Here is a 21,894-nt window from a genome sequence, read left to right as displayed (position 1 = left end):
CCTGTGAACTCAGCACTCAACATGCAGTAACCCTCCATAGCTTCTCGAATGACTCACCAGAAGCTTGGCAAAGAGGGCCAGGCCGCAAAAGCGCGCGCGTTTGCCAGATGCGCGCGGAATCGCCCCCGTACCCGCCACTATTCCGCACGCGTTTCACGAACGCGCGCGCGTTTGCCGGATTCGCAGGGCCCCAAGCAACGCAGCACCCCAGGCACGCAGCACCCCAGGCAACGCAGGTGATCACATGGGCGAGCTGGCCTGCGCCCAGAATCGTTTCGGGATGCGGCCGGCATGTCGCGCCTGGTAACCCGCCGCCACCGCGTTCCGCATCGCCGACGCCATCAGTGCCGGGTCCTTCGCCCTGGTCACCGCGGTCGCGAGCAGCACCGCATCGCAGCCGAGTTCCATCGCGAGGGTGGCGTCGCTGGCGGTGCCGATGCCCGCGTCGAGGATCACCGGCACCGAGGCGGCGTCGACGATCATCTCGATGTTGTGCGGGTTGGCGATGCCGAGGCCGGTGCCGATGGGTGAGCCGAGCGGCATGACGGCGACGCAGCCGATGTCCTCGAGTCGCTTCGCCAGGACCGGGTCGTCGGTGGTGTACGGCAGCACCTGGAAGCCGTCGTCGACGAGTTGTTCTGCGGCCTTGACCAATTCGATGGCGTCGGGCAGCAGGGTTCGCTCGTCGGCGATCACTTCGAGTTTCACCCAATCGGTTTCGAGCGCCTCACGCCCGAGCTGCGCGGTGAGTACTGCTTCGGCCGCACCACGGCAGCCAGCGGTGTTCGGCAGCGGCGCGATGTTCAACCGGCGCAGCAGATCCAGCACTCCCGTCCCACCCGCGGCGTCGACGCGGCGCATCGCGACGGTGGTCAGTTCGGTTCCCGACGCGACGAGGGCTTCCTCGAGCACTGCGAGATTCGCCGCTCCCCCGGTGCCCGTGATGAGGCGGGAAGTGAAGGTGCGGCCCGCGATCGTCAAACCCGCCATGCCCTCAACCACCCTGCACTGCGGTGAGAACGTCGATGGTCCAACCCTTTTCGACGCTGGTGGTGTCCCAGCGACTCTTGGGCAGTACCGCGCCGTCGACGGCGACGGCGATACCCTTCTCGGGCAGGCCCAGGAATTCGAGCAGCCGACGCATGGTCATGTCCTCGGTGAGCAGGTGATCCTCGCCGTTGACGGTGATGCCGATCGCGACCTGTGTCATGGTGTCCTCTCGATGTGTGCAAAGCGTTCGGGTGTGGCTGCTTTCGCCTCGGGCAGGGCGTCACCGGAGATCAGCGCGGCGACAGCGTCGGCGGTGATGGGCGCGAGCAGGATGCCGTTGCGGCCGTGTCCGGTGGCAACGACGACGTTCTCGTCGAGCCTGCCGATGATCGGGAGTCCGTCGGGGCTCATCGGCCGTAGGCCGGCAGCGGTTTCGTACAGTTCGTATTCGCCGATGCTCGGCATGAGTCGTTCGGCGTCGGCGATGAGGTCTCGTACCCCGGCGACGGTGACCTGGGTGTCCTCACCGGATTCGTATTGTGTTGCGCCGACGACCAATCCGTCACCGCGTGGCACCAGGTAGATCGGGCGGCCGTGCACGGTTCCGCGGACGATGCGGTGCGGCGGCGGTGCGGAGCTGGGCCTACGACGCAGCCGCAGGATCTCGCCTTTCACCGGCCTCACCGGCAGTGTCGGCCACAGTGCGGAACAGCGAGAACCGGCGGCCAGGACCACCTGATCGGCGTCGGGAAGTGCGTCGACCGAGCTAGCCACGAACTCCACGCCCGCGTCCAGACATCCCTGCTCGAGCGCGGCGATCAGCGCCCGGTTGTCCACCGACAGTTCGGTCGGAGCCAGCAGGCCCAGTCGAATGTTCTGCGCCAGAGCAGGTTCGAGATCACGCAGCTGCGCACGTCCCAGAATCTCGAGTTCGTGCCCCTGTTCGCCCACCCACTCGGCGATGGTTCGTAGATCGGCCGCATCGGCCGAGTCGAGGGCAACCGTCACCGATCCGGTGGCGGAGAACACCGAGGGGCCGGGGAGGCGTCGGGCAAAGTCCGGCCACCGCGCCAACGACGCAGCACCGAGATGCAGCAGTTCGTGTTCGCCCGGCCAGCCTTCGGACAGCGGTGCCAACATGCCGCCCGCGACCCAGGATGCGCCCTTGCCGAGTGCAGGATCGTGCACCACCACCCGGTGGCCGTCCTCCGACAGTCGTAGCGCCGTCGACAGCCCGATGACGCCTCCGCCGATAACGACGATATGCACGCGATTCACGTCCTCACTCCCTGCGCCCGCATGATCGGGTTCAGGTATTGACGGTAAGGGCGGCGAACCCACTCTCAGCCCCACGATCCTCGGGACTCCCGCGATTTCTCGGCCACTCCGTCGTCGGTGGCGGCCACCATGAGAATACAGTTCGTTTTGTGCATCCATCTCAGACCGCCCGCAATCAGACTCCCCGTGAGCGTCTTGCGTCCGCTCGCCTGTACCTGTGTACCGATGCCAGGCGCGACAAGGGCGATCTCGCGCAGTTCGCAGAGGCCGCGTTGTCCGGTGGTGTCGACATCATTCAGCTGCGCGACAAGAACTCCGCCGGCGAGCGCGAGTTCGGTCCCCTCGAAGCGAAGGACGAGCTCGCTGCGCTGGCGATTCTGCTTGCTGCGACCAAGCGGCACGGTGCGCTGCTTGCGGTCAACGATCGCGCGGATCTGGCGCTGGCCTCCGGTGCCGACGTGCTGCATCTCGGTCAGGGCGATCTGCCGGTGCACTACGCGCGTCAGATTCTGGGCCCGGACGTGGTGATCGGGCGTTCGACGCAGAACCGCGCGCAGTCCTCGCTCGCCGCGATCGAGGACGGCGTCGACTACTTCGCCGTCGGGCCGGTGTGGCCGACGCCCACCAAACCCAACCGCTCGGCCGCCGGCCTGGAGACTCTCCGCGCCACCGCGGACTCGTTGCCGGAGCGGCCGTGGTTCGCCATCGGCGGCGTCGACGCGACCAACGTGGACCAGGTTCGAGCGGCCGGTGCCGATCGCATCGTGGTGGTCCGGGCGATCACCGAGGCTCGGGACCCACAGGCAGCAGCCCGCGAACTGGTCCGAGCGCTGCAGGCCTAGAGCCAACCCAGTACTGCGGACGGCGTCAGCACCTGCACCGATTCCGGCAACCGGTCGCGTAGTCCGCGGTCGGCGGTGACCAGCGCCGTCAGATCTCCGCCCCGGTGGGCCTGGTCTGCGAGGGTGTCGTCACCGCTGCCGTCGGCGAGAATCACCGGGATGCGCGGGTCGTCCACCGTGGCGTCGCGAGCCCGGCCTTCGAGGACTGCTTCGATTCGGGTGAGCCAGCCGTACTGACCGCTGGGCAGTTCGACGGTGCGCGGCAGTGTCTCGGCGAGCGAGGTCAGCAGTGCGCCGGTGGATCCGGCGCGGTCCTTCCACCAGCCGTTCGGCCGCGAGCCGAGCACGTTGGCGGTGTCGAGCAGTACGCGCAGCGGCGCGGTGCGCAGCGACGGCCAGCTCGACGCGAACCCCGGGTGCAACGGGAGTTCGTCGACGATCGACTCCGGCACCCAGCGCAGTTCGGTGCTCTCGCCGTTGGGCACGGTGGTCAGCGCATGATCGGTGTCGGCGATGACCGTGGTGTAGGACCAACCGCTCTCGACGCTCGCCGTGACTCGCTCGCTGCGGACGCTCAACTGTTCGGCGGCAATACCGGCTTCCTCGTTGGCCTCCCGCACCGCCGCATGCGCGGTGCTCTCGTGAGAGTCGCGGGCCCCACCGGGCAGGGCCCAGGTTCCGCCCTGGTGGCTCCACAGCGCGCGGTGCTGCAGCAGCACCACAGGTTCGCCTGCATCGGACGGTGCGCGCAGCAACAGGCCGGCGGCGCCGTGCTTTCCCCAGTGCCGAGTGCCGTTCTCGCCGATCACCCAACCGTCCCCGTCACCACGCATACTCACCACCCTAGGTGAATCACCTGCCTGTAGTAGCTGCAGTACGGTCCGCCTACTTATATGCTCGGGTGCGTGATCGCGGCCGGCATTACCCCCTCCGCTGCCGTCCCCCCGACAACGGCTACACACGTCGGTGCCGCTGCAGGCAAGCCGCCGGTTCGATACACGATGCGTTCGACGCCTGCGCGGTTGGTCGCGATGGGAACCGCGCTGGTGTTCTTGGCGTTGACGGTCGGAAATCTCGCGTCCACGGCCGTGACCGATCGGGTCGACACCCTGGGCACCCTGTTGGTGCGGACCGAGCCCTTCGCGAACTCGGCACAGAATCTGTACGGGGCACTGTCGGTGGCGGATGCCGCTGCGGCCACCGCTTTCATCGCCGGCGGTCTCGAGCCACCCGAGGTGCGCGAGCGCTACTCGCAGGCGCTCGGCGAGGCGTCGTCCGAGCTGATCGCGGCCTCGGCCGGGGTCGCCGAGAACGACGCGGCCACCAGCGCGGTGCTCACGCAGATCGCCGCCGGATTACCGGTGTACAGCGGTCTGGTCGAGACGGCGCGAGCCAACAATCGCAGCGGAAATCCGGTGGGCGCGGCGTATCTCGGCGAGGCGTCGACGATGATGCAGACGACTTTGCTGCCGCTGGCCGAGAAGTTGTACACAGAGCAGGCGTCGCGGGTGTCGGCCGATCAGGAACGATTCACCAGTCCGCCGCTGTTCGCGATCGGCTCGCTGGTGTTCCTGTTGCTGATGACCGGCGTGGCCCAGTGGTACCTGTCGCGGACCACTCGCCGCACGTTGAACGTCGGATTCCTCGCTGCCACAGTCGCTGTCGCCGGCCTGCTCGGCTGGATGCTGGTGGTGGGACTGATTTCCTCGATCGCCACCGATCGCGCGATCGACCGCGGCGTGTCTCCGTTGAAGTCCTACACGACGGGTTTCATTCTGGCGCAGCAGGCCAGAGCGGACGAAACTCTCGACCTCGCCCGTCGCGGAGGCGGCCAGGATTACGGACAGTCGTTCGACGCGAACGTCTCTCGGCTCACGGAGATGTTCCAGGGCGATACCGCGGTGATCGATGCACTGAACACGTGGTCGGTCTCGCATTCCAGAATCGATTCGGCCCTAGAGGTCGGTGATTTCAACGGCGCGGTCTCCATTGCCACCGGCACCGGCGAGTCCGATTCCGCGGCCGCGTTCACCGCACTGGACAGCGTTCTGGTCGACGGAATCGAGAATGCGCGAAGCGAACTGCGGTCCAACATCGACCGATCGGTATGGGTGCTGTCCGGGCTGTCGAACGGCGCGTACGTGCTCACCGTCGTCGCGTCGGTTGCCTTCGGCGTCGGACTGTTCCCGAGACTGCGGGAGTACCTGTGAAACGTCTACTCGCCGTCGGCATCCTGGTCACCGCCCTGTTGGTCGGCTGCGCACCGCCCGAGAACTCTGCGCCGCAGGTCGACACCACGTTCACCGAACCGCCGCTGCCGGAAGGCGCGTCCGTCGCCGCTCGGCCCACCGAGAGTCCAGCCGACGACGAGTGCGCCCGCCCCACCGCCAGTCTGCGACCACTGCCCACCGGCACCGATGTTCCGCCGCCGCCGCAACCGACCGTCGACGCCCTCCGCGCCAAGGGCCGCTTGGTCGTCGGACTGGACACGGGCAGCAACCTTTTCAGCTTCCGCGACCCGATGACCGGGCAACTGGTCGGCTTCGATGTCGACATCGCACGGGAGGTCTCACGAGACCTGTTCGGCGATCCCAACCGGTTGGACTTCCGTATCCTCACCTCCGCGGAGCGGCTCGAAGCTCTGCAGAATTCTTCGGTGGACATGGTGGTCAAGACCATGACCATCACGTGCGCACGCCGCAAGGACGTCCAGTTCTCCACCGTGTATTTCCAAGCGCAGCACCGTGTTCTGGTGGTGCAGGGGTCGGGCATCCGCGGAGTCGAGGACCTGGCGAACAAGCGAGTGTGCGCCGTGGAGGGCACCACGTCGCTGCGACGCCTCCAGCGCGTCCAGCCCGCCGCGACCGTGGTGACGGTACCGATGTGGTCGGATTGCCTTGTGGTACTGCAGCAACGGCAGGTCGACGCCATCAGCACCGACGACGCGATCCTCGCCGGTCTGGCAGCACAGGATCCGTACCTCGAGATCGTCGGCGACAGCCTGAGCCCGGAGCCGTACGGGGTGGGAATCAACAAGAACAACGAGGATCTGGTGCGCTTCGTCAACGGAACGTTGGCACGCATCCGCTCCGACGGCACGTGGAATCGCATCTACAACCGGTGGCTGACCGTCCTCGGCCCCTCCCCCGGTCCGCCCAACGCGTCGTACAGCGATTAGGGGCCTCGGAATATGGACGACGACGAACAGCAGGCAACCGCCCCGGCGGAGCGAACTCAGGCGGTCTCGCGCACCGACGACAGCGAGCGCACCCGGGCAGTGTCGAGAACGCAAGCAGTCTCGGAAACGGACGGCGTCGAGCGCACTCAGGCCGTCTCGCGGTCACCGGTCGACGATCGAACCCCGCCATCGAATGCGTCGTACTCCGCTTCCACCCGCTCCAAGACGGGTCGGTCGAGGTCCGGTCGATCGCGCAGCACTGGGATTCGGCGGCGACTCGGCGGCGGTCTGGTGGAAGTGCCTCGCGTCGAACCGATCGATCCTGCCACGGCCGTGATGTCGGATCCGACGGTGCCGCAGCACAAGCGGTTCTGTTGGAAGTGCAACGCCAAGGTGGGCCGCAGTGAACCGGACGAGCCCGACGTGGCGATGGGCATCTGCCCGCACTGCGGCGCAACGTTCGACTTCACTCCCTTGCTGGAACCCGGCGATCGCGTGGTCGGCCAGTACGACGTGCAGGGCTGCATCGCGCACGGCGGACTCGGCTGGATCTACCTCGCCATCGACCGCAACGTCAGCGACCGCTGGGTGGTGCTCAAGGGACTGCTGCATTTCGGTGACGAAGAGGCCCACGCCGTCGCGGTCGCCGAGCGGCAGTTCCTCGCCGAGGTCGCCCATCCCGGCGTGGTGAAGATCTACAACTTCGTCGAACAGCCCCGCAGCGACGGGTCGACCGTCGGCTTCATCGTCATGGAGTACGTCGGCGGCCGGTCACTGCGCGACATCCTCACCTCGTGCGGCGACGGCGCACGCCTACCCGTCGAGCAAGCACTGGCCTATGTTCTCGAAGTGCTTCCGGCCCTGGGCTATCTGCATTCGATCGGACTGGTCTACAACGACCTCAAGCCCGAGAACATCATGGTCTCCGACGACCAGATCAAACTCATCGACCTCGGAGCGGTCGCGGGTATCGAGGACTACGGCTACCTGTACGGCACGGTGGGCTACCAAGCACCGGAGATCGTCAAGACGGGACCGACGGTGGCGTCGGACATCTTCACGGTCGGCCGCACGCTGGCGGTGTTGACCCTGGACATGCCGTCGAAGAACGGCAAGTACCTCGACGGCCTCCCCTCGGTCGAGGAATCCGAAGTGCTACAGCAGTTTCCGTCCCTGCATCGACTGTTGCTGCGCGCGACACACGAGGATCCCACTCGACGGTTCCGATCCGCGGACGAGTTCGCCGGGCAGGCCACCGGTGTGCTGCGTGAGATTCTGGCCATCAGGACGGGTGTCGAGCGGCCGGGGCTGTCGACGGTGTTCAGCCCGCCGCGTACGACCTTCGGCACCGAGCAGTCGGTGGGGCGAACCGACACCTATGTGGACGGTACGGTACGGCACGAACGAATGACCGCCTCGGAAGTGGTTGCTGCGCTTCCGGTTCCGCTGGTGGACCCCAACGACCCGAGCGCGCCGCTGTTGGCGGCAGCCGTGCACGTCGAACCTCGACAGACCCTGGACTCGCTACAGCACGCCAAACGCAACGGTATCGAACGCGTCACCGCCGGAGCCGAATCGAGCCGTTCCGCAGGGTCCTCCAGTCCCGTGGAACTGAGCCTCGAAATCACCCTCGCCGAGGTCAAGGCTCATCTGGATCTGGGGAACGTCGTCGAAGCAACCGACATTCTGGCCAAGGTGCAGTCGCCCGACCACACCGCGGATCCGTGGCGAGTGCAGTGGTACGCAGGCCTGATCGCGCTCCTGCATCACGAATACGATTCTGCGTTCACGAGTTTCGACAACGTACTCGGCGCGATGCCCGGCGAACTCGCACCCAAGCTCGCTCTCGGAGCCACCTCGGAGCTGCTCGGCCATGTGGCTGCGGGCAACGGCGAGGAAGCCGAGAAGTGGCGGGCCCGCGCCGAGGGACTGTATAGAGCGGTGTGGCGGACCAACCGCGGCATCGTGAGCTCGGCGTTCGGCTTGGCCCGGCAGTTGCAGCGGCGCGGCGATCAGACCGGGGCAATCGCTGCCCTCGATCAGGTACCGATCAGCTCACGGCACTACTCGATGGCGCGCATGACAAGCGTGCTGACACTGCTGATGGACCGCTCGCGAGCGGAGCTGTCCGAAGCCGATTTCCGTTCTGCTGCACGACGAGTGGCGTTGCTGCCCAAGGCCGAGAGCCGGGCGCTGCAGATGCGGACACTCGTACTGGCGATGGCGCTGGACTGGATCGTCTCCGGCCACGCCGCCACCGCCGAGCGAGAACCCATTCTCAGCGTCCCGTTCACCGAGGACGGCTTGCGGCGCGGCACCGAGAAGGGCCTGAGGGCACTGGCCCGCAACGCCACCGATCGCGCCCACCGTTTCTCGTTGGTGGACCTGGCGAACGCCATTCGGCCGCGTTCGCTGTTCTAACTGCGAACCAGGCTGTCCGCTGCCCGAGCGATCGCCAGCTCCTCGTTGGTGGGCACCACCAGCACCGTGACCGTCGACGAGTCTGTGGAAATCACCCGAGCCTGCTTGCCGCGCAACGCATTACGCTCTGGGTCGATCTCGATGCCGAAGCCCTCGAGATTTGCCAGGGCATCGGCGCGCACTGCTGCGGCGTTCTCGCCGACACCGGCGGTGAACGTGATGGCGTCGAGCCGGCCCAGCCCGATCATGTACGCACCGATGTACTTGCGCAGACGGTGGATGTAGACGTCGTACGCCAAACGCGCGGAGGCGTCGCCGTCGTCGATCTTCTGCTGCAGTTGCCTGAAGTCGTTCACCCCGGACAGTCCGATCAAACCGGAGCGACGGTTGAGCAGGGCATCGATGTCGTCGACGCTCATTCCTGCACTGCGACGCAGATGCAGAATCACCCCGGGGTCGATATCCCCACTGCGGGTACCCATCACCAGACCTTCGAGGGGAGTCAGTCCCATCGAGGTGTCGACCGCCTTGCCGCCGGCGACCGCCGAGGCCGACGCCCCGTTGCCCAGGTGCAGCACGATCTGATTCAGCTCCGCGAGATCGCGTTCCAGGAACTGCGCCACCTGGTCCGAGACGTAGTGGTGCGAGGTGCCGTGGAAGCCGTAGCGCCTGATGTCGTGCTCGGCGGCAACGGTCGCGTCGATGGCGTAGGTCGCGGCCGCGTCGGGCAGGGAATGAAAGAAGGCGGTGTCGAACACTGCCACGTGCGGCACGTTCGGCAGCTGCTTCCTGGCGACCTCGATGCCCAGCACGTTCGGCGGATTGTGCAGTGGTGCAAGACTACTGAGGTCCGAGATCTGCTGCACGACGGCGTCGTCGATGATCGTCGGCCGGTAGAACACGGTCCCGCCGTGGACGACACGATGCCCGACCGCGGTGACCGATTCCAGTTCGACGCCTGCGTCGGCGAGCATCTCGAACGCCAGCGCCAGACCGGCACCGTGGTCGTCGATGTGCTCGATTCGCTCGACACTCTCGCCCCGATAGTCGAGTTCGACTCGGCCGTCGGATTCACCGATGCGCTCGACGAGCCCAGTGGCCACGGACTCTCCGGAGCCTGGTTCGACGAGTTGGAACTTGACCGAGGACGAGCCGGAGTTGACGACGAGGATGCTCACTTGCCCTCCTGATCGGCTGCGGCGGCAATCCCCTGCGCCTGAATCGCTGTGATGGCCACGGTGTTGACGATGTCCTCGACCAGCGCACCGCGCGAGAGGTCGTTGACAGGCTTGCGCAGTCCCTGCAGAACGGGGCCGACGGCAACCGCACCGGCGCTGCGCTGGACGGCCTTGTAGGTGTTGTTGCCGGTGTTGAGGTCCGGAAAGATGAACACCGTCGCTCGGCCTGCCACGTCGGAATCGGGCAACTTCGACGCGGCGACGGACGGTTCGATCGCCGCGTCGTACTGGATCGGACCCTCCACGAGCAGTTCCGGATTGCGTTCGCGCACAAGCGCTGTAGCTTGCCGCACCTTGTCGACGTCGGCTCCTGAACCGGATTCGCCGGTGGAGTACGACAGCATGGCCACCCGTGGTTCGATCCCGAACTGGGCCGAGGTCTGCGCCGAGGACACGGCGATGTCGGCGAGCTGCTCGGCCGTCGGGTCGGGTACGACTGCGCAGTCACCGTAGGCGAGAACACGATCGGACAGGCACATCAGGAAGATCGACGACACCGTCGACACGCCCTCGGTCGTCTTGATGATCTCGAACGACGGCTTGATGGTGTGCGCGGTGGTGTGCGCCGCACCGGAGACCATACCGTCGGCAATTCCCTTGTGCACCATCATGGTTCCGAAGTACGAGATGTCGGCCATGATCTCGCGGGCACGGTCGATCGTCATACCCTTGTGCTTGCGCAGCTCGGTGTACTCGGCCGCGAAGTCCTCGGCGTAGTCGCAGTTCTTGGGGTCGAGAACCGTCGCACTGTCGAGATCGACGCCCAGTTCCGATGCGCGTCGTCGAATGGGGCCTTCCTCGCCGAGGATCGTCAGGTCCGCGACCTGACGTTGCAGCAGACGTCCGGCAGCCCGGAGGATGCGATCGTCTCCGCCCTCGGGGAGCACGATGTGCTTGCGGTCGGCGCGCGCCCGGTGGATCAGCTGGTACTCGAACATCTGCGGGGTCGTGATGGTCGGAATGGCGATGTCGAGCCGCTCCAGAAGAGTTTTCGCGTCGACCCGCTGTTCCATGAGGCCGAGCGCGGTGTCCACCTTGCGCTGCGAACCCACCGCCACGCGGCCGCGCGTCTGCGCTGCAGCAGACGCGGTGTCGAAGGTGCCGAGCTCGGTGGTCAGGATAGGCAAGCGGGGGCCGAGCCCTGCCACCAGACGAGCGATCGCCGGGTGGGGCTCGATGCCGCCGTTCATGATGATGCCGGCGAGAGACGGAAAACCCTCCGCCTCATGGGCATTGACGAGGGCGAGCAACACGTCGGATCGATCTGCCGGTGCAATGACGACGACGCCCTCGGTGAGCCGTTCGAGAATGTGCTCGGCCGTCATGCCACCGACCATGACCCGCAATGCTTCTCGTTGCAGCAACGACGAATCACCGGAGTACAACTTGCCGTCTACCGCCTCGAGCAGTTCCGCCATCGTCGGCGCGACGAGGAGCGGAATCTCCGGCAGAGACCACGCAGGCACGCCGACCGACGCCAACGCGTCGGTGACTGCATCGAGATCCTCGGGGGCGCAACGGTTCGCCACGATCGCAGCCAGGTGGGCATGATGCTGACGCAGTTCGCCCTGGCACAGAGTGGCCAACTGCGCGATCTCGTCGGGCGTGCGACCGGACCCGCGCAGCGCAAGCAACACGGGGGCACCGAGATTGACGGCGATGCGAGCATTGAAGCCGAGTTCACTGGGGCTGCCGACGTCGGTGTAATCACTGCCCACGATCACCACGGCGTCGCACTGCGAAGCCACCTCGTGATACCGATCGACGATCTTGCTGAGCGCGGCATCCTGATCGGCGTGCACCTGCTCGTACGTGACACCGAGCGACTGCTCGTACGTCAGATCAGCGGTGGTGTGCTCGACGAGCAACTCGAGGATGTAATCGGGTTCGTCGGTCGATCGAGCAATGGGACGGAACACCCCCACCCGGGCCGCGGAAGCGGCGAGCATCTGCAGCACACCGAGCGCGATGGTCGATTTCCCGGTATCCCCTTCCGGTGACGCGATGTAGATGCTCGAGGGATACATGTCCGACGCGTCGGTGCCGCTGGGCTCAGCCATGGCAGCAAGCTTAGTAGGTGGGGTGTTGACACCGGGCGCGGTCGGGTTGTCCCATGAACCATGGCCGAATCACCGTTCCCGGATGTGCGCTGGGGCAGCGAGACATCGTTCATCCGCAAGCCCGCCGTCAAGTTCGCGTCGACGAAGCCCGGTTCGTGGGTCATCAGGAACCTCGCAGGCGTCGACCGGTGGCTCTTGACCAAATCCGACGGCCGCTTCACCGTCCTCGGGCCGATCGCGGCTCCGGTGGTGTTGCTGACCACCACCGGCCGCAAATCCGGCAAGCCCAGGACGAGTCCGCTGCTGTACTACCGGGAGGGCGACAAGATCTACGTCGTCGGATCCAATTTCGGTCAGCAGCACCACCCGGCGTGGACGTCGAACCTCCTCGCAGACCCGAAGGCCGTGGTGGCCATCGGCGGCAAGAAGATTCCGGTGACGGCCACCCGGATCACCGGTGACGAGAAGGCTCGTATCTACCGGCAGTTCGACGCGATGGTCGAGGTCTACGGCGAATACGAGACCCGGACCGACCGCGACATGCGATTGTTCGCACTCGCGGCCGATCTCTAGTCTTTTCGGGATTCAGCCGAGCTTGCGCAGGCGCGGGGCCAGGTCCTTCTCGAACAGCTCCAGGAACCGCTTCTGATCGTGTCCGGGCGCGTGGAACACCAAGTGATTCAGGCCGGCATCGGTGTACTGCTTGACCTTCTCCACTGCCTCGTCCGGGTCCGATGCGACGATCCAGCGCTTGGCGACCTGCTCGATCGGCAACTCGTCGGCGGCCTTCTCCATCTCGATCGGATCGTCGATCGAGTGCTTCTGCTCGGGCGTCAGTGACAGCGGGGCCCAGAAACGGCAGTTCTCCAGCGCCAGTTCGGGATCGGTGTCGTAACTGATCTTGATCTCGATCATCTTGTCGATCTCGCCGGCGTCGCGCTCGGCCTTGCCCGCGCCTTCTTCGACGGCCGGAAGCAGCTTGTCGGTGTAGAGCTCCATGCCCTTGCCCGACGTGCAGATGAATCCGTCGCCCGCACGTCCTGCGTACCGCGCCACCACGGGTCCGCCGGCCGCGATGTAGACCGGGATACCGCCCTCGGGGACGTCGTAGATCGACGCGCCCTTGGTGGTGTAGTACTCGCCCTCGAAGTCGACGCGGTCGCCGAGCCACAGCTCACGCATCAACCGCACCGACTCACGCAGGCGCGCGAATCGTTCCTTGAACTCCGGCCATTCGCCGGTGAATCCGGTCGCGATCTCGTTGAGCGCCTCTCCGGTGCCCACACCCAGCATGATGCGTCCGGGGTAGAGGCAGCCCATCGTCGCGAATGCCTGAGCGATGACCGGCGGGTTGTAGCGGAACGTCGGCGTCAGTACCGAGGTGCCGAGCTGGATCGTGTTCGTCCGTTCCCCGACCGCCGTCATCCACGCCAGTGAGAACGGCGCGTGGCCACCCTCGTGCCGCCACGGCTGGAAGTGATCGCTGACCGTCGCCGAATCCATACCGTGCTGCTCGGCGAGCACACCGAGCTCGACCAACTCCCGCGGTCCGAACTGCTCCGCCGATGCCTTGTACCCCAGCTTGAGACCCTGCGCCACGCCGAACTCCTGTCGTTGGTCGTCCTAGTTCTTCGATTGTGCACCTGTGGTGGTTCACGGCGTACCCCAAGGGTCGTTCCGCAGGCTCCACTCCTGGGCTGCTACTGGATCCCCAGAACCGTGACCACTGCCGCCAGTACCGCCACGGACCCGATACCCACCGCGAAGATCCACAGATCTCGTGATTCGGGCATCGGTGCTCCACTTTCGAGGGCATCGCGAACGCGCATCCACCGTCGCAGACCGATGATCGGTGCCGCCGCAGCAAGACCGATCAGAATCAGGCCCAGCGCCGTCCGAACCCACCCGGTGCTGAAATCGGGAACCAGGTGGACGATCGCGATTCCGCCGGCGAGCAGGCCGAGAGAGGTTCGCAGCCAGGCGAGAAATGTGCGTTCGCTGGCGAGTGTGAACCGCTCGTCGGGGCGCGTCACGCCCGTGGGGTCATGCGCTCGCGAATCAGATGGGCAACCTGGTCCGGGTCGTCGGGGGTGAAGACCGGCGAGATGCGGCGGAGAGTGAGCACCACTGCAGTGTCCTTCTTGGGACGCATCACGTCCAGCGGGAGCCACTGATCGATTGTCGGCGCAACCCCACAGACGCCAACGACCGTTCCAGTTGCCGAGGACGGCGGTGTCTACGGCGCGAATCCTGTCGTACGGTACGAACTTCTTCGTGGCGAAGGGGAAGTAGTAGTACCTCAGAGTGACGCCTGCCTCGTCGAGACGGACCAGTCCATCGTCGTAGATGACATCGCCATTTATTCGCACAGGTAACGATACGCGTCCAGGGTCATGGCCCGCAACAGCGGTTATCGAAACCTGTCGGTGGGTCGGGCTAGTCTTCTTCTTGTTCGAACAGGCGTTCTTGTTTCGGCTCACCGGGGGGTGAAAAAATGGGTGCAGTACCGACTGTGTCATTGGAGGCGTTGACCGCTGCTGCGCGTGAGGAGAATCGGCAGGCGGCCCGCAAGATCACCGCCTGCTATCGCGTGCATTGCGACTGGATCACCCGCGACATCAAGCACAAGCATTACAGCCGGTACGGGCGCACCGAAATGGCAGTGGCGTTGGGCTGCTCGGCGACCGTCGCCGAAGCGTATGTGTCCGTCGGCGTTGCCCTGCACACGCGGATGCAGCTTGTGAAGACCGCGTTCGAGGCAGGTGAGATCGACCTTCCCCGCGTGCGGACGGTATGTCGGATCCTCGACAACCTTTCCGACGACATCGTCAGGTCGGTCGAAGCCGAGGTGGTCGAGGCGGCGCGGAGGTCGTCCCCCGGTCCGCTCGAGCAGGCGATCTGGGACATCCTGCTACGGGTCGCACCCGAGGAAGCCGCGGCGTTGCGGGAGTTCGCGAAGAAGTTCCGGACCGTCACCTACAGTCCCGCCGGCGAACTCGCCCGTATCCGAGCCGAGTTGACCGCACCCGAAGCCGCCGCCGCATGGCAACTCCTCGAGGAGATGGCCGACACCCTCTGCCCGAAAGACCCGCGCGGGAAGAAAGAACGACTGTGCGATGCATTCATGGCCCGCATGCACGGCGAACCCCGACTGGCATGCCTGTGCCAACGCACCGACTGCCCCAAAACCGAGGCAGTGCTGCCGGATCGGCGGGTTCCGCTCACGATGATCACCGTCGACATCGCCACCCTCATCGGGTTGTTGGCGAACCCCGCCTACCTCGCCGGGCACGGTTCCATCGACCCCGATCTCGCACGAGAGTCGGCACGCAACAGTCACTGGCAGATCCTGCTCACCGAAGCAGTGACCCTCGCCGAGAAACTCGGGCTCGCTGTGCAGAACCCGGAGACCGGGGAATGGGAACGACGCCCGGACAGCGAGAAGACAGGGGCTGCAACAGAACCCGAGACGGAAACAGCGGCGGACGAAGACAACGACACGGGCTCGGGCTTGGCTGCGGATGCGGATGAGGGAACTGAGTCGGATGCGAACTCGAGGGCGGCGACAGATTCCTCGACCGAACCGACCCCGGCCAGCTCACCTGCACCGGCCCCAGCTCAAGATCCAGTCCCAGCAAACACCTCGACACCGACACCGGAACCAGCAGCATCCGCATCCGCATCGGCACCAGCGCCACCACAGGCACCGGCAGATGGGGTCGACGTGACCGGCGATGCCGAGGAGAACGACGAGTCCACACCCGCACCTGCGACCGACCCGCCGGCAACTCCCGAGCCAGACGCCGATCCTGTTCGGAAGCACGCAGCGACACGCGCAGGGACGCCTGTGATCGACCCTCCAGCTCAGGCAACGTCGGCCACCGGCCCTGACGTCGCTGCGTCGCCTGAACCGGCGTCAGCGTCACCACCACCTGCGAGACGGACACCGCCAATGCCTGCTATCGCACCGAACTGTTCGGAATCACGTTCTCCCGCAACACCATCCGACTCCACGACATCTGGTCCGACGTCAGCCCGAGGACCCGAACCGAGAACAGGCTCGACTGACGCTGCCACTGCCGCTGCTACTGCCGCCGGCGACAATCCACGCCAGCGTCGCCTGGGATCGTTGACGTCCGCTGCAGCCCTGTTCTGCACCCACACACCCATCGGCCGGGGCACACGGCACAGCTCTGCCCTCGACCTGGACGACATCAGACATCCCGCCCGCAACACGAGAGCACTCGACCTACGCTCGACAATCCGGCTGAACAACCCGACGACCCCCACAGGCCACACACCCGCACACCGCACACCCTCAGGCCTCTACCTCGGCAACGCGTCCCTGGCCGCGGCTCTCGAAGCCGCCATCGCCGCAGACCCCACCCTCGGCAAATCCGTCCCACGCGACCCACACACCGACCGCGCCCTGATCTACCGACCCGACACCCTCACCACAGCAGCCGTCCGACTACGCGACAAACACTGCCGCTTCCCCGGCTGCCACCGACCCGCCGCACGCTGCCAACTCGACCACATCGTGGCCTTCGACCACGCCACCCCTCGCGGCGGCGGCTGGACCACAGTCAACAACCTCCAATGCCTCTGCGACTACCACCACACCGTCAAAACCGCCGGCTACTGGACAGCCGTCATGCTCCCCGGCGGAGCCATCCTCTGGACATCGACCTCCAAGACCACCCGAATCACGCTGCCCACCAACGCAACATCCGTACCCATCCTCGGCAACGACCTGCGACCGCACATCCCCACCACACCGAAACGATCCGGCCACATCGCCTACCCCAACCCACCCGACAACCACGACCCCGAAACAGAACCCACTGCCGAAGACACTGCCGAAGACACTGCCGAGCCGCCGTTCTAGACGGTGCGTTCGCTCAGACAGAACCCTGGGGCTTCGGCGCGGGCGTTCGAACCAATGTCAGACGCGAGGTACGACGCAACTCGAATCCAATGGAGAGATAGAGCTCGATGGCGCGCACGTTCGCGTCCGACGCATGCAGGAACGGCTCCTCGCCGCGGGCACGAATACCGTGACCGACCGCTCGAACCAGGTCGGTGGCCAACCCCTGCCCACGGAACGCCGGGTCGGTACAGACGGCACTGATCTCCGTCCACCCCGGTGGATGCATGCGCTCGCCTGCCATCGCGATCAGCGCGCCATCGCGTCGAACACCGAGGTACGTGCCGAGTTCGATGGTGCGGGGCAGGAACGGCCCGGGCTCGGTGCGGCCCACCAGATCGAGCATCTCCGGGACGTCCGCTGTTGTCAGCTCCACCGCCTCGGCGAAGGGCCGCGTTTCGAGGTGCGTGCCGACGAGCTGCACCAGACCGAAAGTCTCCAGGTGCGACCACCCCTCGGGCAGTGCGCGTTCCGGGCCGTTCAGCCCGACGACGGTTCGTGGGCCGAACAGCGCAGCTATGTCGTCCCAGTCCTTGGGCTCGAGGACGTCGGGGTGCACCAGAAACGGAGACACCGCAGGATCGGCGCGCATGATCCGTCCGCGCCGGACCGCGAACCGCGAAAGTGGGCCCTCCAGGGAATTGCGAACGGGGTCGTCGAGAGGATGAGCAGACACGACACACAGCGTCGCACGATCCAGCTCACGGCTATGCGTGCCGTCGGACTCGTCACCAATACTTATACCGGTATCGTTGTTCGGCACACGGCGAAAGGCTCCACATGATCGAAATTCTTCCCCCCACCAAGATCCCCCTCGCGCGCGAATCCGGCGCTCTGGTGGCCGGAATTCTCCGAACCGTCCGCGAACGCGCCACAGTCGGCACCAACCTGCTCGAGATCGATCAGTGGACCAAGGACATCATCGAAGGAGCCGGGGCGACGTCCTGCTACGTCGACTACGCGCCGTCCTTCGGCCGCGGTCCGTTCGGTCACTACATCTGCACTTCCGTCAACGATGCTGTGCTGCACGGCCTTCCACACGACTATGCGCTGGCCGACGGCGATCTGCTGACGCTGGACCTGGCCGTGATCCTCGGCGGCGTCGCGGCGGATTCGGCCATCAGTTTCGTCGTGGGTGAGAACAAGCCCGCCAGGGCTCTCTCGATGATCGACGCCACCGAACGTGCGTTGGCTGCAGGAATCGAAGCAGCTGGACCGGGCAACAAGATCGGCGATATCTCCCACGCCATCGGCACGGTGCTCAGCGCTGCCGGTTACCCGATCAACATGCAGTTCGGCGGCCACGGCATCGGCTCGACGATGCACCAGGATCCCCACGTCTCGAACTCCGGACGGCCCGGCCGCGGCTACCGCCTACGCCCCGGCTTGATGTTGGCACTCGAGCCGTGGGTCATGGAGGACACCGCCGAACTCGTCACCGACCCTGACGGCTGGACCCTGCGGAGCACGACGGGATGTCTCACCGCGCACAGCGAGCACACCGTGATGATCACCGACGACGGTGCAGAGATCATGACGTTGCCCGCGTAGCTACAGCCGTTTCTCGAAGGTGTTCGAGAAGGGCAGAACCTCGTAGGGCGGGAACACCGGGATCCGGGTGTAACCGTTCTTCTCGTACAGCCGAACTGCGTCGGGCTGACGGTCTCCGGTCTGAAGTATCAAGCGTGGCAGGCCCTGGTCACGGACGCTGTTCTCAGACGCCTGCAGCAGGGCAGCCGATACTCCCGTGCCGCGATGGTCGGGGTGAACGAACATTCGCTTGAGCTCGAGATCGGGTCCGTTCCAACGCAGCGCCGCATGTCCGACAGCGCGCTCGGCACCCTCCGAGTCACGGCGATACACGACGAACGTCCGGTGCACAGAGCTCTCGTCGACGGCGTTGGCCTGGGTCTTGGACATCAGAGCGGCTCGGTCGGCGTAACGCGGACCCACCTCGGCGGCCATCGCCGCACGCAGAGCTTCGGCGTCGGGATGATCCCAGTCGACGGTGCGGATCGTGAGTTCGGTTCGTGGTTGGCACACATCGGTCACGCCCGATCGCAACATGCCGAGGATCGTCGGGTCAACATTTGCGATCACGGTGAGCAGATCCATGGCGAACCTTCGATTCGTCGTCGACCATGTGACTGTGAACGAGAACTGTCGCTGCCACCACTGACCGATCGCCCCAGGATCTGCAGCAACCCTTCTCCCCAGGAGTTCTCGAGCCATGACCACAGAAGCCACCGTCGTTGTCCGTATCTCCGATTCCGGAACGTCATCCCTGCAGGGGTTGACCCGACCGCAGTTGCACGCACTCGCCGATGCGCTCCGCAGCGCCGCCAAAGGCTATGCCCCGCATGCGAAAATCCTCACGCGATTCGATGTGAGGGTCAACGAATTGAACGCACCACTGGTCATCGATATCCCCGCCCGCGACGTGATCCTCGGCGGCAGGAGCGTTCGTCTCTCCCACACCGAGTTCGAGATATTCGCCTACCTGGCGCGGCACCCTCGGGTCGTGGTCGGAAGATCCGAACTCAGCACCTCCGACGGCGGACGCAGTGTCGACGTCCACCTCTCCCGAGTGCGCACCAAACTCGGTCAGTTCGGTCGACTGATCACCACGGTCCGGGGAACCGGCTATCGCTTCGACCCGGAACCGGGAATACGCGTCATCACCCAACCGACGGTATTGCGTAGCGCCTGACCGTTACTGCGACAGAGCAGCAGCTCTGCGGCGACGCTTCCGCCGGACCACCACGAACACCAGCAAGGCAAACAGAACCACAGCAATGAGGGCCCCGAGTGCAGTGGCACCACGGAAGCCAGGCGCGCTGGTGTCGAGGGTGCGTTCACCGGCATGAGCGGCGTTGCTGGTTCCGAGAACGATCGTGAGCGTCAACAGGTTCGGGATGGCCGTGACGACGGCCAGGACGACCGAGCCGATCGCCAATTGCTTGCCCGCCCTGCCCTTCCGAACCGACCAGGCGCTCCAGAAGAACACCAGCGGCGCGAACGTGCAGACGATGCCGAACAACAGGCCCCACAGAATGCCCTTGGTGAACGTGCGGTCGGCCAGGGTCTCCACCCGCAGACTCCACCAGCGCGGAAGGAACGCTGCCAGGATGAAGTAGGCGATCAACAGCAGGACAATGCCGGCTCCGACGAGAATGCCCCGCCTCTTCCAGTTCGCCGAGCTGGTCGACGGTGCGGGCGTGGTCGGATCGGCAGTCATGAGGACATCGTAGATCGTGTGTGGCCGTACCCCACTCGAGTCGAGACCCGATTGTTAGCTGTTCTGTCCGCAGGGACGAACAGCGTTACTCTTCGCCGTTGTGGTCGCCGATTCTCTGCGCAGCTGGCTCATCGACTCGGATCCAGCGCTGCGCTGGCAGGTCGAGCGCGATGTCCTGCGCGAACCCGCCGACGTATGGGAAGCAACTCGCGCCCGCGTTGCTACCGAGGGTTTCGGAGCGCAACTCCTGGCGCTGCAGAATCCGGACGGACAATGGGCGGGTGGCGCATTCTTCCCTGCGGACTTCGATGGTTCCGAAGCTCCGGGGCAACCCTGGACTGCCACCACGTGGTCGCTCAACTCGCTGCGCGAGTGGGGTCTCGACCCCGCGGTCCTGCGAGCGCGCCGCACGGTCGAGCTGCTCGACGAGAACAGTCGGTGGGAGTACGACAATCTGCCGTACTGGGGCGGCGAGGTGGACTGCTGTATCAACGCGTGGACGGTCGCCAACGGGGTGTGGCTCGGTGCGGACGTCGAAGGCATCGTCGAATGGTTTCTCGAACATCAACTGCCGGACGGTGGTTGGAACTGCGAGTGGGTCGAGGGGTCGACCCGCGCGTCGTTTCACTCGACACTGAACTCGATGAAAGGATTGCTGGAGTTCGACATAGCCCTCGGCGGCACGGACGAGACTCGAGCTGCCCGGCGCGCCGGTGAAGAGTACTTGCTGACGCGAAAGCTCCTGTACACGTTGTCCACGGGCGAGAAGGTCGGACCATGGGTGGATCACTTTTTCTATCCGCCCCGGTGGACGTACAGCGCCATCACCGCTGCTGACTACTTTCGGCAAGCCTCTCTGCTCGATGGGACCGCGCCGGATCCCCGCATGGAGGAGGCCATCGGAGTCATCAGGGCCGCCCGCCAGACCGATGGAACATGGTTGCAGGGTCGCCCTCATTCAGGTCAGGTCTGGTTCGAGACCGACGCACCGGAGGGAGAACGCTCGAAATGGCTGACACTGATCGGAACCCGAGTGCTGACGTGGTGGGATTCCTACTACCGCTGATCGCGCCTGCGTGCGGCATGCAGTAACCGTCTACCCCGAACCATTGCTTGCGATGTCAGCCGCGGATGCCGAAGTCGACGGCAGCGTGGGTGCATGCAGACTGGGATCCGAGGTGATCGATCAGAGCCACTACTCGCGCTTTGAGCCATGTCATGGATGCAACGCTAGGCTCGCCTCCCAGACAGTGCACCCGTTGCAATCACTCTGATTCGAAGGCCTGGCGCTACCGATCCTGTTCCGTCGACCTCCAGGAAGATCCGGTCTCCCGTTCGAACGCTGGTCGCACGTCGACGGTGTCGTACACGATCGACAGTGTTGTGATGCGGCCGTGGTCGTCGAGTTCAGCAACATCGACGACGTCGAACGGGGCAGCCACCCCGGAGGGTAGCCGCCAGTCGAAATGGAACCAGAACGTGACGAGTCGCGTTCCTGCCGAGGTACGCCCCTCGGCCACGCCCTTCGACGTCAGCTCGGCGCTTGCAGTATCGATGAACAATGCCCGATAGAACTCGGGTGCGGGAGTGGGGCCGTACAACGGCGAATGCACGACCGCACCGGGCGCGAACAGACTCACGATCGCATCGAGGTCAGCGCTATGCAGGGCGTCGAGGTACTTCGCCACCAGGTCGTCCGTCGCCGAGTTCACGCGGCCCCAC

General features: G+C 65.5%; 22 protein-coding genes. 9 read left to right on the top strand and 13 right to left on the bottom strand.

Features of this window, described 5'->3' with window-relative positions; all coding sequences use genetic code 11:
- Positions 1 to 240: 240 nt before the first annotated feature.
- From thiG to thiO, 3 genes are read right to left on the bottom strand one after another with little or no spacing between them, the layout of a single operon-like run.
- Positions 241 to 990, bottom strand: a complete 750-nt coding sequence (gene thiG, locus R3P93_RS20750) for a thiazole synthase (protein WP_094687862.1) — start codon at positions 988 to 990, stop codon at positions 241 to 243.
- Between the two features lie 4 nt (positions 991 to 994).
- On the bottom strand, positions 995 to 1,210 hold the full coding sequence (gene thiS / locus R3P93_RS20745) for a sulfur carrier protein ThiS (RefSeq protein WP_037186702.1): 216 nt from the start codon (positions 1,208 to 1,210) through the stop codon (positions 995 to 997).
- Positions 1,207 to 2,259, bottom strand: a complete 1,053-nt coding sequence (thiO, locus tag R3P93_RS20740) for a glycine oxidase ThiO (RefSeq protein WP_317533950.1) — start codon at positions 2,257 to 2,259, stop codon at positions 1,207 to 1,209. Before thiO ends, thiS begins: the two co-directional genes overlap by 4 nt.
- 158 nt (positions 2,260 to 2,417) lie before the next feature.
- Here thiO and thiE point away from each other — a divergent pair, with 158 nt between their 5' ends.
- Positions 2,418 to 3,110, top strand: coding sequence for a thiamine phosphate synthase (thiE, locus tag R3P93_RS20735; protein ID WP_317533947.1), 693 nt, complete (start codon positions 2,418 to 2,420; stop codon positions 3,108 to 3,110).
- Here thiE and R3P93_RS20730 read toward each other — a convergent pair.
- Positions 3,107 to 3,943, bottom strand: coding sequence for an NUDIX hydrolase (locus tag R3P93_RS20730; RefSeq protein ID WP_317533946.1), 837 nt, complete (start codon positions 3,941 to 3,943; stop codon positions 3,107 to 3,109). The genes thiE and R3P93_RS20730 overlap by 4 nt on opposite strands.
- A 72-nt stretch (positions 3,944 to 4,015) precedes the next feature.
- Here R3P93_RS20730 and R3P93_RS20725 point away from each other — a divergent pair, with 72 nt between their 5' ends.
- The 3 genes from R3P93_RS20725 to R3P93_RS20715 are packed head-to-tail and all read left to right on the top strand — an operon-like array spanning position 4,016 to position 8,709.
- Positions 4,016 to 5,320, top strand: coding sequence for a hypothetical protein (locus tag R3P93_RS20725; protein ID WP_231893724.1), 1,305 nt, complete (start codon positions 4,016 to 4,018; stop codon positions 5,318 to 5,320).
- The gene (locus R3P93_RS20720) at positions 5,317 to 6,288 is read left to right on the top strand and encodes a glutamate ABC transporter substrate-binding protein (RefSeq protein WP_394855337.1); all 972 of its coding nucleotides are present in this window, start codon (positions 5,317 to 5,319) and stop codon (positions 6,286 to 6,288) included. Before R3P93_RS20725 ends, R3P93_RS20720 begins: the two co-directional genes overlap by 4 nt.
- A gap of 12 nt (positions 6,289 to 6,300) precedes the next feature.
- Positions 6,301 to 8,709 carry a serine/threonine-protein kinase gene (locus R3P93_RS20715; RefSeq protein ID WP_317533945.1) on the top strand — a complete coding sequence of 803 codons (2,409 nt, stop codon included), beginning with the start codon at positions 6,301 to 6,303 and terminating at the stop codon, positions 8,707 to 8,709.
- Here the strand turns inward: R3P93_RS20715 and R3P93_RS20710 are convergent.
- Positions 8,706 to 9,887 carry an acetate kinase gene (locus R3P93_RS20710; protein ID WP_317533944.1) on the bottom strand — a complete coding sequence of 394 codons (1,182 nt, stop codon included), beginning with the start codon at positions 9,885 to 9,887 and terminating at the stop codon, positions 8,706 to 8,708. The two genes, R3P93_RS20715 and R3P93_RS20710, sit on opposite strands and share 4 nt — an antisense overlap.
- Entirely contained in the window at positions 9,884 to 12,007 is a 2,124-nt protein-coding gene (gene pta, locus R3P93_RS20705; protein ID WP_317533943.1) for a phosphate acetyltransferase, read from the bottom strand. Before pta ends, R3P93_RS20710 begins: the two co-directional genes overlap by 4 nt.
- A gap of 60 nt (positions 12,008 to 12,067) precedes the next feature.
- Between pta and R3P93_RS20700 the strand changes: the two genes are divergently transcribed.
- Positions 12,068 to 12,580 (top strand): nitroreductase/quinone reductase family protein, encoded by a 513-nt coding sequence (locus R3P93_RS20700; RefSeq protein WP_068048034.1) that lies wholly within the window; start codon positions 12,068 to 12,070, stop codon positions 12,578 to 12,580.
- Between the two features lie 12 nt (positions 12,581 to 12,592).
- Here the strand turns inward: R3P93_RS20700 and fgd are convergent, their stop codons facing one another.
- The 3 genes from fgd to R3P93_RS20685 form a co-directional block, all read right to left on the bottom strand.
- Entirely contained in the window at positions 12,593 to 13,606 is a 1,014-nt protein-coding gene (fgd, locus tag R3P93_RS20695; RefSeq protein WP_121872231.1) for a glucose-6-phosphate dehydrogenase (coenzyme-F420), read from the bottom strand.
- A 101-nt stretch (positions 13,607 to 13,707) separates the two neighbouring features.
- Positions 13,708 to 14,040, bottom strand: coding sequence for a YidH family protein (locus R3P93_RS20690; RefSeq protein WP_269596505.1), 333 nt, complete (start codon positions 14,038 to 14,040; stop codon positions 13,708 to 13,710).
- Entirely contained in the window at positions 14,037 to 14,159 is a 123-nt protein-coding gene (locus R3P93_RS20685; RefSeq protein WP_256980847.1) for a hypothetical protein, read from the bottom strand. Before R3P93_RS20685 ends, R3P93_RS20690 begins: the two co-directional genes overlap by 4 nt.
- Before the next feature lie 342 nt (positions 14,160 to 14,501).
- On the opposite strand from R3P93_RS20685, the gene R3P93_RS20680 reads away from it, so the two are divergent.
- A complete protein-coding gene (locus tag R3P93_RS20680; RefSeq protein WP_317533942.1) occupies positions 14,502 to 16,895 on the top strand; it encodes a DUF222 domain-containing protein in 2,394 nt (797 codons plus the stop codon).
- Between the two features lie 13 nt (positions 16,896 to 16,908).
- Here R3P93_RS20680 and R3P93_RS20675 read toward each other — a convergent pair whose 3' ends face one another.
- Entirely contained in the window at positions 16,909 to 17,610 is a 702-nt protein-coding gene (locus R3P93_RS20675; protein WP_317533941.1) for a GNAT family N-acetyltransferase, read from the bottom strand.
- A gap of 104 nt (positions 17,611 to 17,714) precedes the next feature.
- On the opposite strand from R3P93_RS20675, the gene map reads away from it, so the two are divergent.
- A complete protein-coding gene (map, locus tag R3P93_RS20670) occupies positions 17,715 to 18,485 on the top strand; it encodes a type I methionyl aminopeptidase (RefSeq protein ID WP_149406547.1) in 771 nt (256 codons plus the stop codon).
- Here map and R3P93_RS20665 read toward each other — a convergent pair whose 3' ends face one another.
- A complete protein-coding gene (locus R3P93_RS20665; protein WP_149406717.1) occupies positions 18,486 to 19,001 on the bottom strand; it encodes a GNAT family N-acetyltransferase in 516 nt (171 codons plus the stop codon).
- A gap of 163 nt (positions 19,002 to 19,164) precedes the next feature.
- Between R3P93_RS20665 and R3P93_RS20660 the strand changes: the two genes are divergently transcribed.
- Positions 19,165 to 19,644 (top strand): winged helix-turn-helix domain-containing protein, encoded by a 480-nt coding sequence (locus tag R3P93_RS20660; RefSeq protein WP_317533940.1) that lies wholly within the window; start codon positions 19,165 to 19,167, stop codon positions 19,642 to 19,644.
- Between the two features lie 3 nt (positions 19,645 to 19,647).
- Here the strand turns inward: R3P93_RS20660 and R3P93_RS20655 are convergent, their stop codons facing one another.
- On the bottom strand, positions 19,648 to 20,172 hold the full coding sequence (locus R3P93_RS20655) for a permease (protein WP_149406545.1): 525 nt from the start codon (positions 20,170 to 20,172) through the stop codon (positions 19,648 to 19,650).
- A 100-nt stretch (positions 20,173 to 20,272) separates the two neighbouring features.
- On the opposite strand from R3P93_RS20655, the gene R3P93_RS20650 reads away from it, so the two are divergent.
- Positions 20,273 to 21,238, top strand: coding sequence for a squalene cyclase (locus R3P93_RS20650; protein WP_262498436.1), 966 nt, complete (start codon positions 20,273 to 20,275; stop codon positions 21,236 to 21,238).
- A gap of 223 nt (positions 21,239 to 21,461) precedes the next feature.
- Here the strand turns inward: R3P93_RS20650 and R3P93_RS20645 are convergent, their stop codons facing one another.
- A complete protein-coding gene (locus tag R3P93_RS20645) occupies positions 21,462 to 21,884 on the bottom strand; it encodes a nuclear transport factor 2 family protein (RefSeq protein WP_149406544.1) in 423 nt (140 codons plus the stop codon).
- Between the last annotated feature and the right edge of the window lie 10 nt (positions 21,885 to 21,894).

Origin of the sequence: Rhodococcus cerastii, assembly GCF_033042195.1 — a bacterium.
Classification (GTDB): Bacteria; Actinomycetota; Actinomycetes; order Mycobacteriales; family Mycobacteriaceae; genus Rhodococcoides.
This window is presented reverse-complemented; position numbering and strand designations above follow the sequence as displayed.

Bases quoted from the DNA above. Each gene is read 5' to 3' on its own strand.
- R3P93_RS20680 (WP_317533942.1), top strand. From the start codon at position 14,502: ATGGGTGCAGTACCGACTGTGTCATTGGAGGCGTTGACCGCTGCTGCG.
- thiG (WP_094687862.1), bottom strand. From the start codon at position 990: ATGGCGGGTTTGACGATCGCGGGCCGCACCTTCACTTCCCGCCTCATC.
- R3P93_RS20700 (WP_068048034.1), top strand. From the start codon at position 12,068: ATGGCCGAATCACCGTTCCCGGATGTGCGCTGGGGCAGCGAGACATCG.
- R3P93_RS20685 (WP_256980847.1), bottom strand. From the start codon at position 14,159: ATGCGTCCCAAGAAGGACACTGCAGTGGTGCTCACTCTCCGCCGCATC.
- thiS (WP_037186702.1), bottom strand. From the start codon at position 1,210: ATGACACAGGTCGCGATCGGCATCACCGTCAACGGCGAGGATCACCTG.
- pta (WP_317533943.1), bottom strand. From the start codon at position 12,007: ATGGCTGAGCCCAGCGGCACCGACGCGTCGGACATGTATCCCTCGAGC.
- R3P93_RS20655 (WP_149406545.1), bottom strand. From the start codon at position 20,172: ATGACTGCCGATCCGACCACGCCCGCACCGTCGACCAGCTCGGCGAAC.
- R3P93_RS20715 (WP_317533945.1), top strand. From the start codon at position 6,301: ATGGACGACGACGAACAGCAGGCAACCGCCCCGGCGGAGCGAACTCAG.
- R3P93_RS20660 (WP_317533940.1), top strand. From the start codon at position 19,165: ATGACCACAGAAGCCACCGTCGTTGTCCGTATCTCCGATTCCGGAACG.
- R3P93_RS20665 (WP_149406717.1), bottom strand. From the start codon at position 19,001: ATGTTGCGATCGGGCGTGACCGATGTGTGCCAACCACGAACCGAACTC.
- R3P93_RS20730 (WP_317533946.1), bottom strand. From the start codon at position 3,943: ATGCGTGGTGACGGGGACGGTTGGGTGATCGGCGAGAACGGCACTCGG.
- map (WP_149406547.1), top strand. From the start codon at position 17,715: ATGATCGAAATTCTTCCCCCCACCAAGATCCCCCTCGCGCGCGAATCC.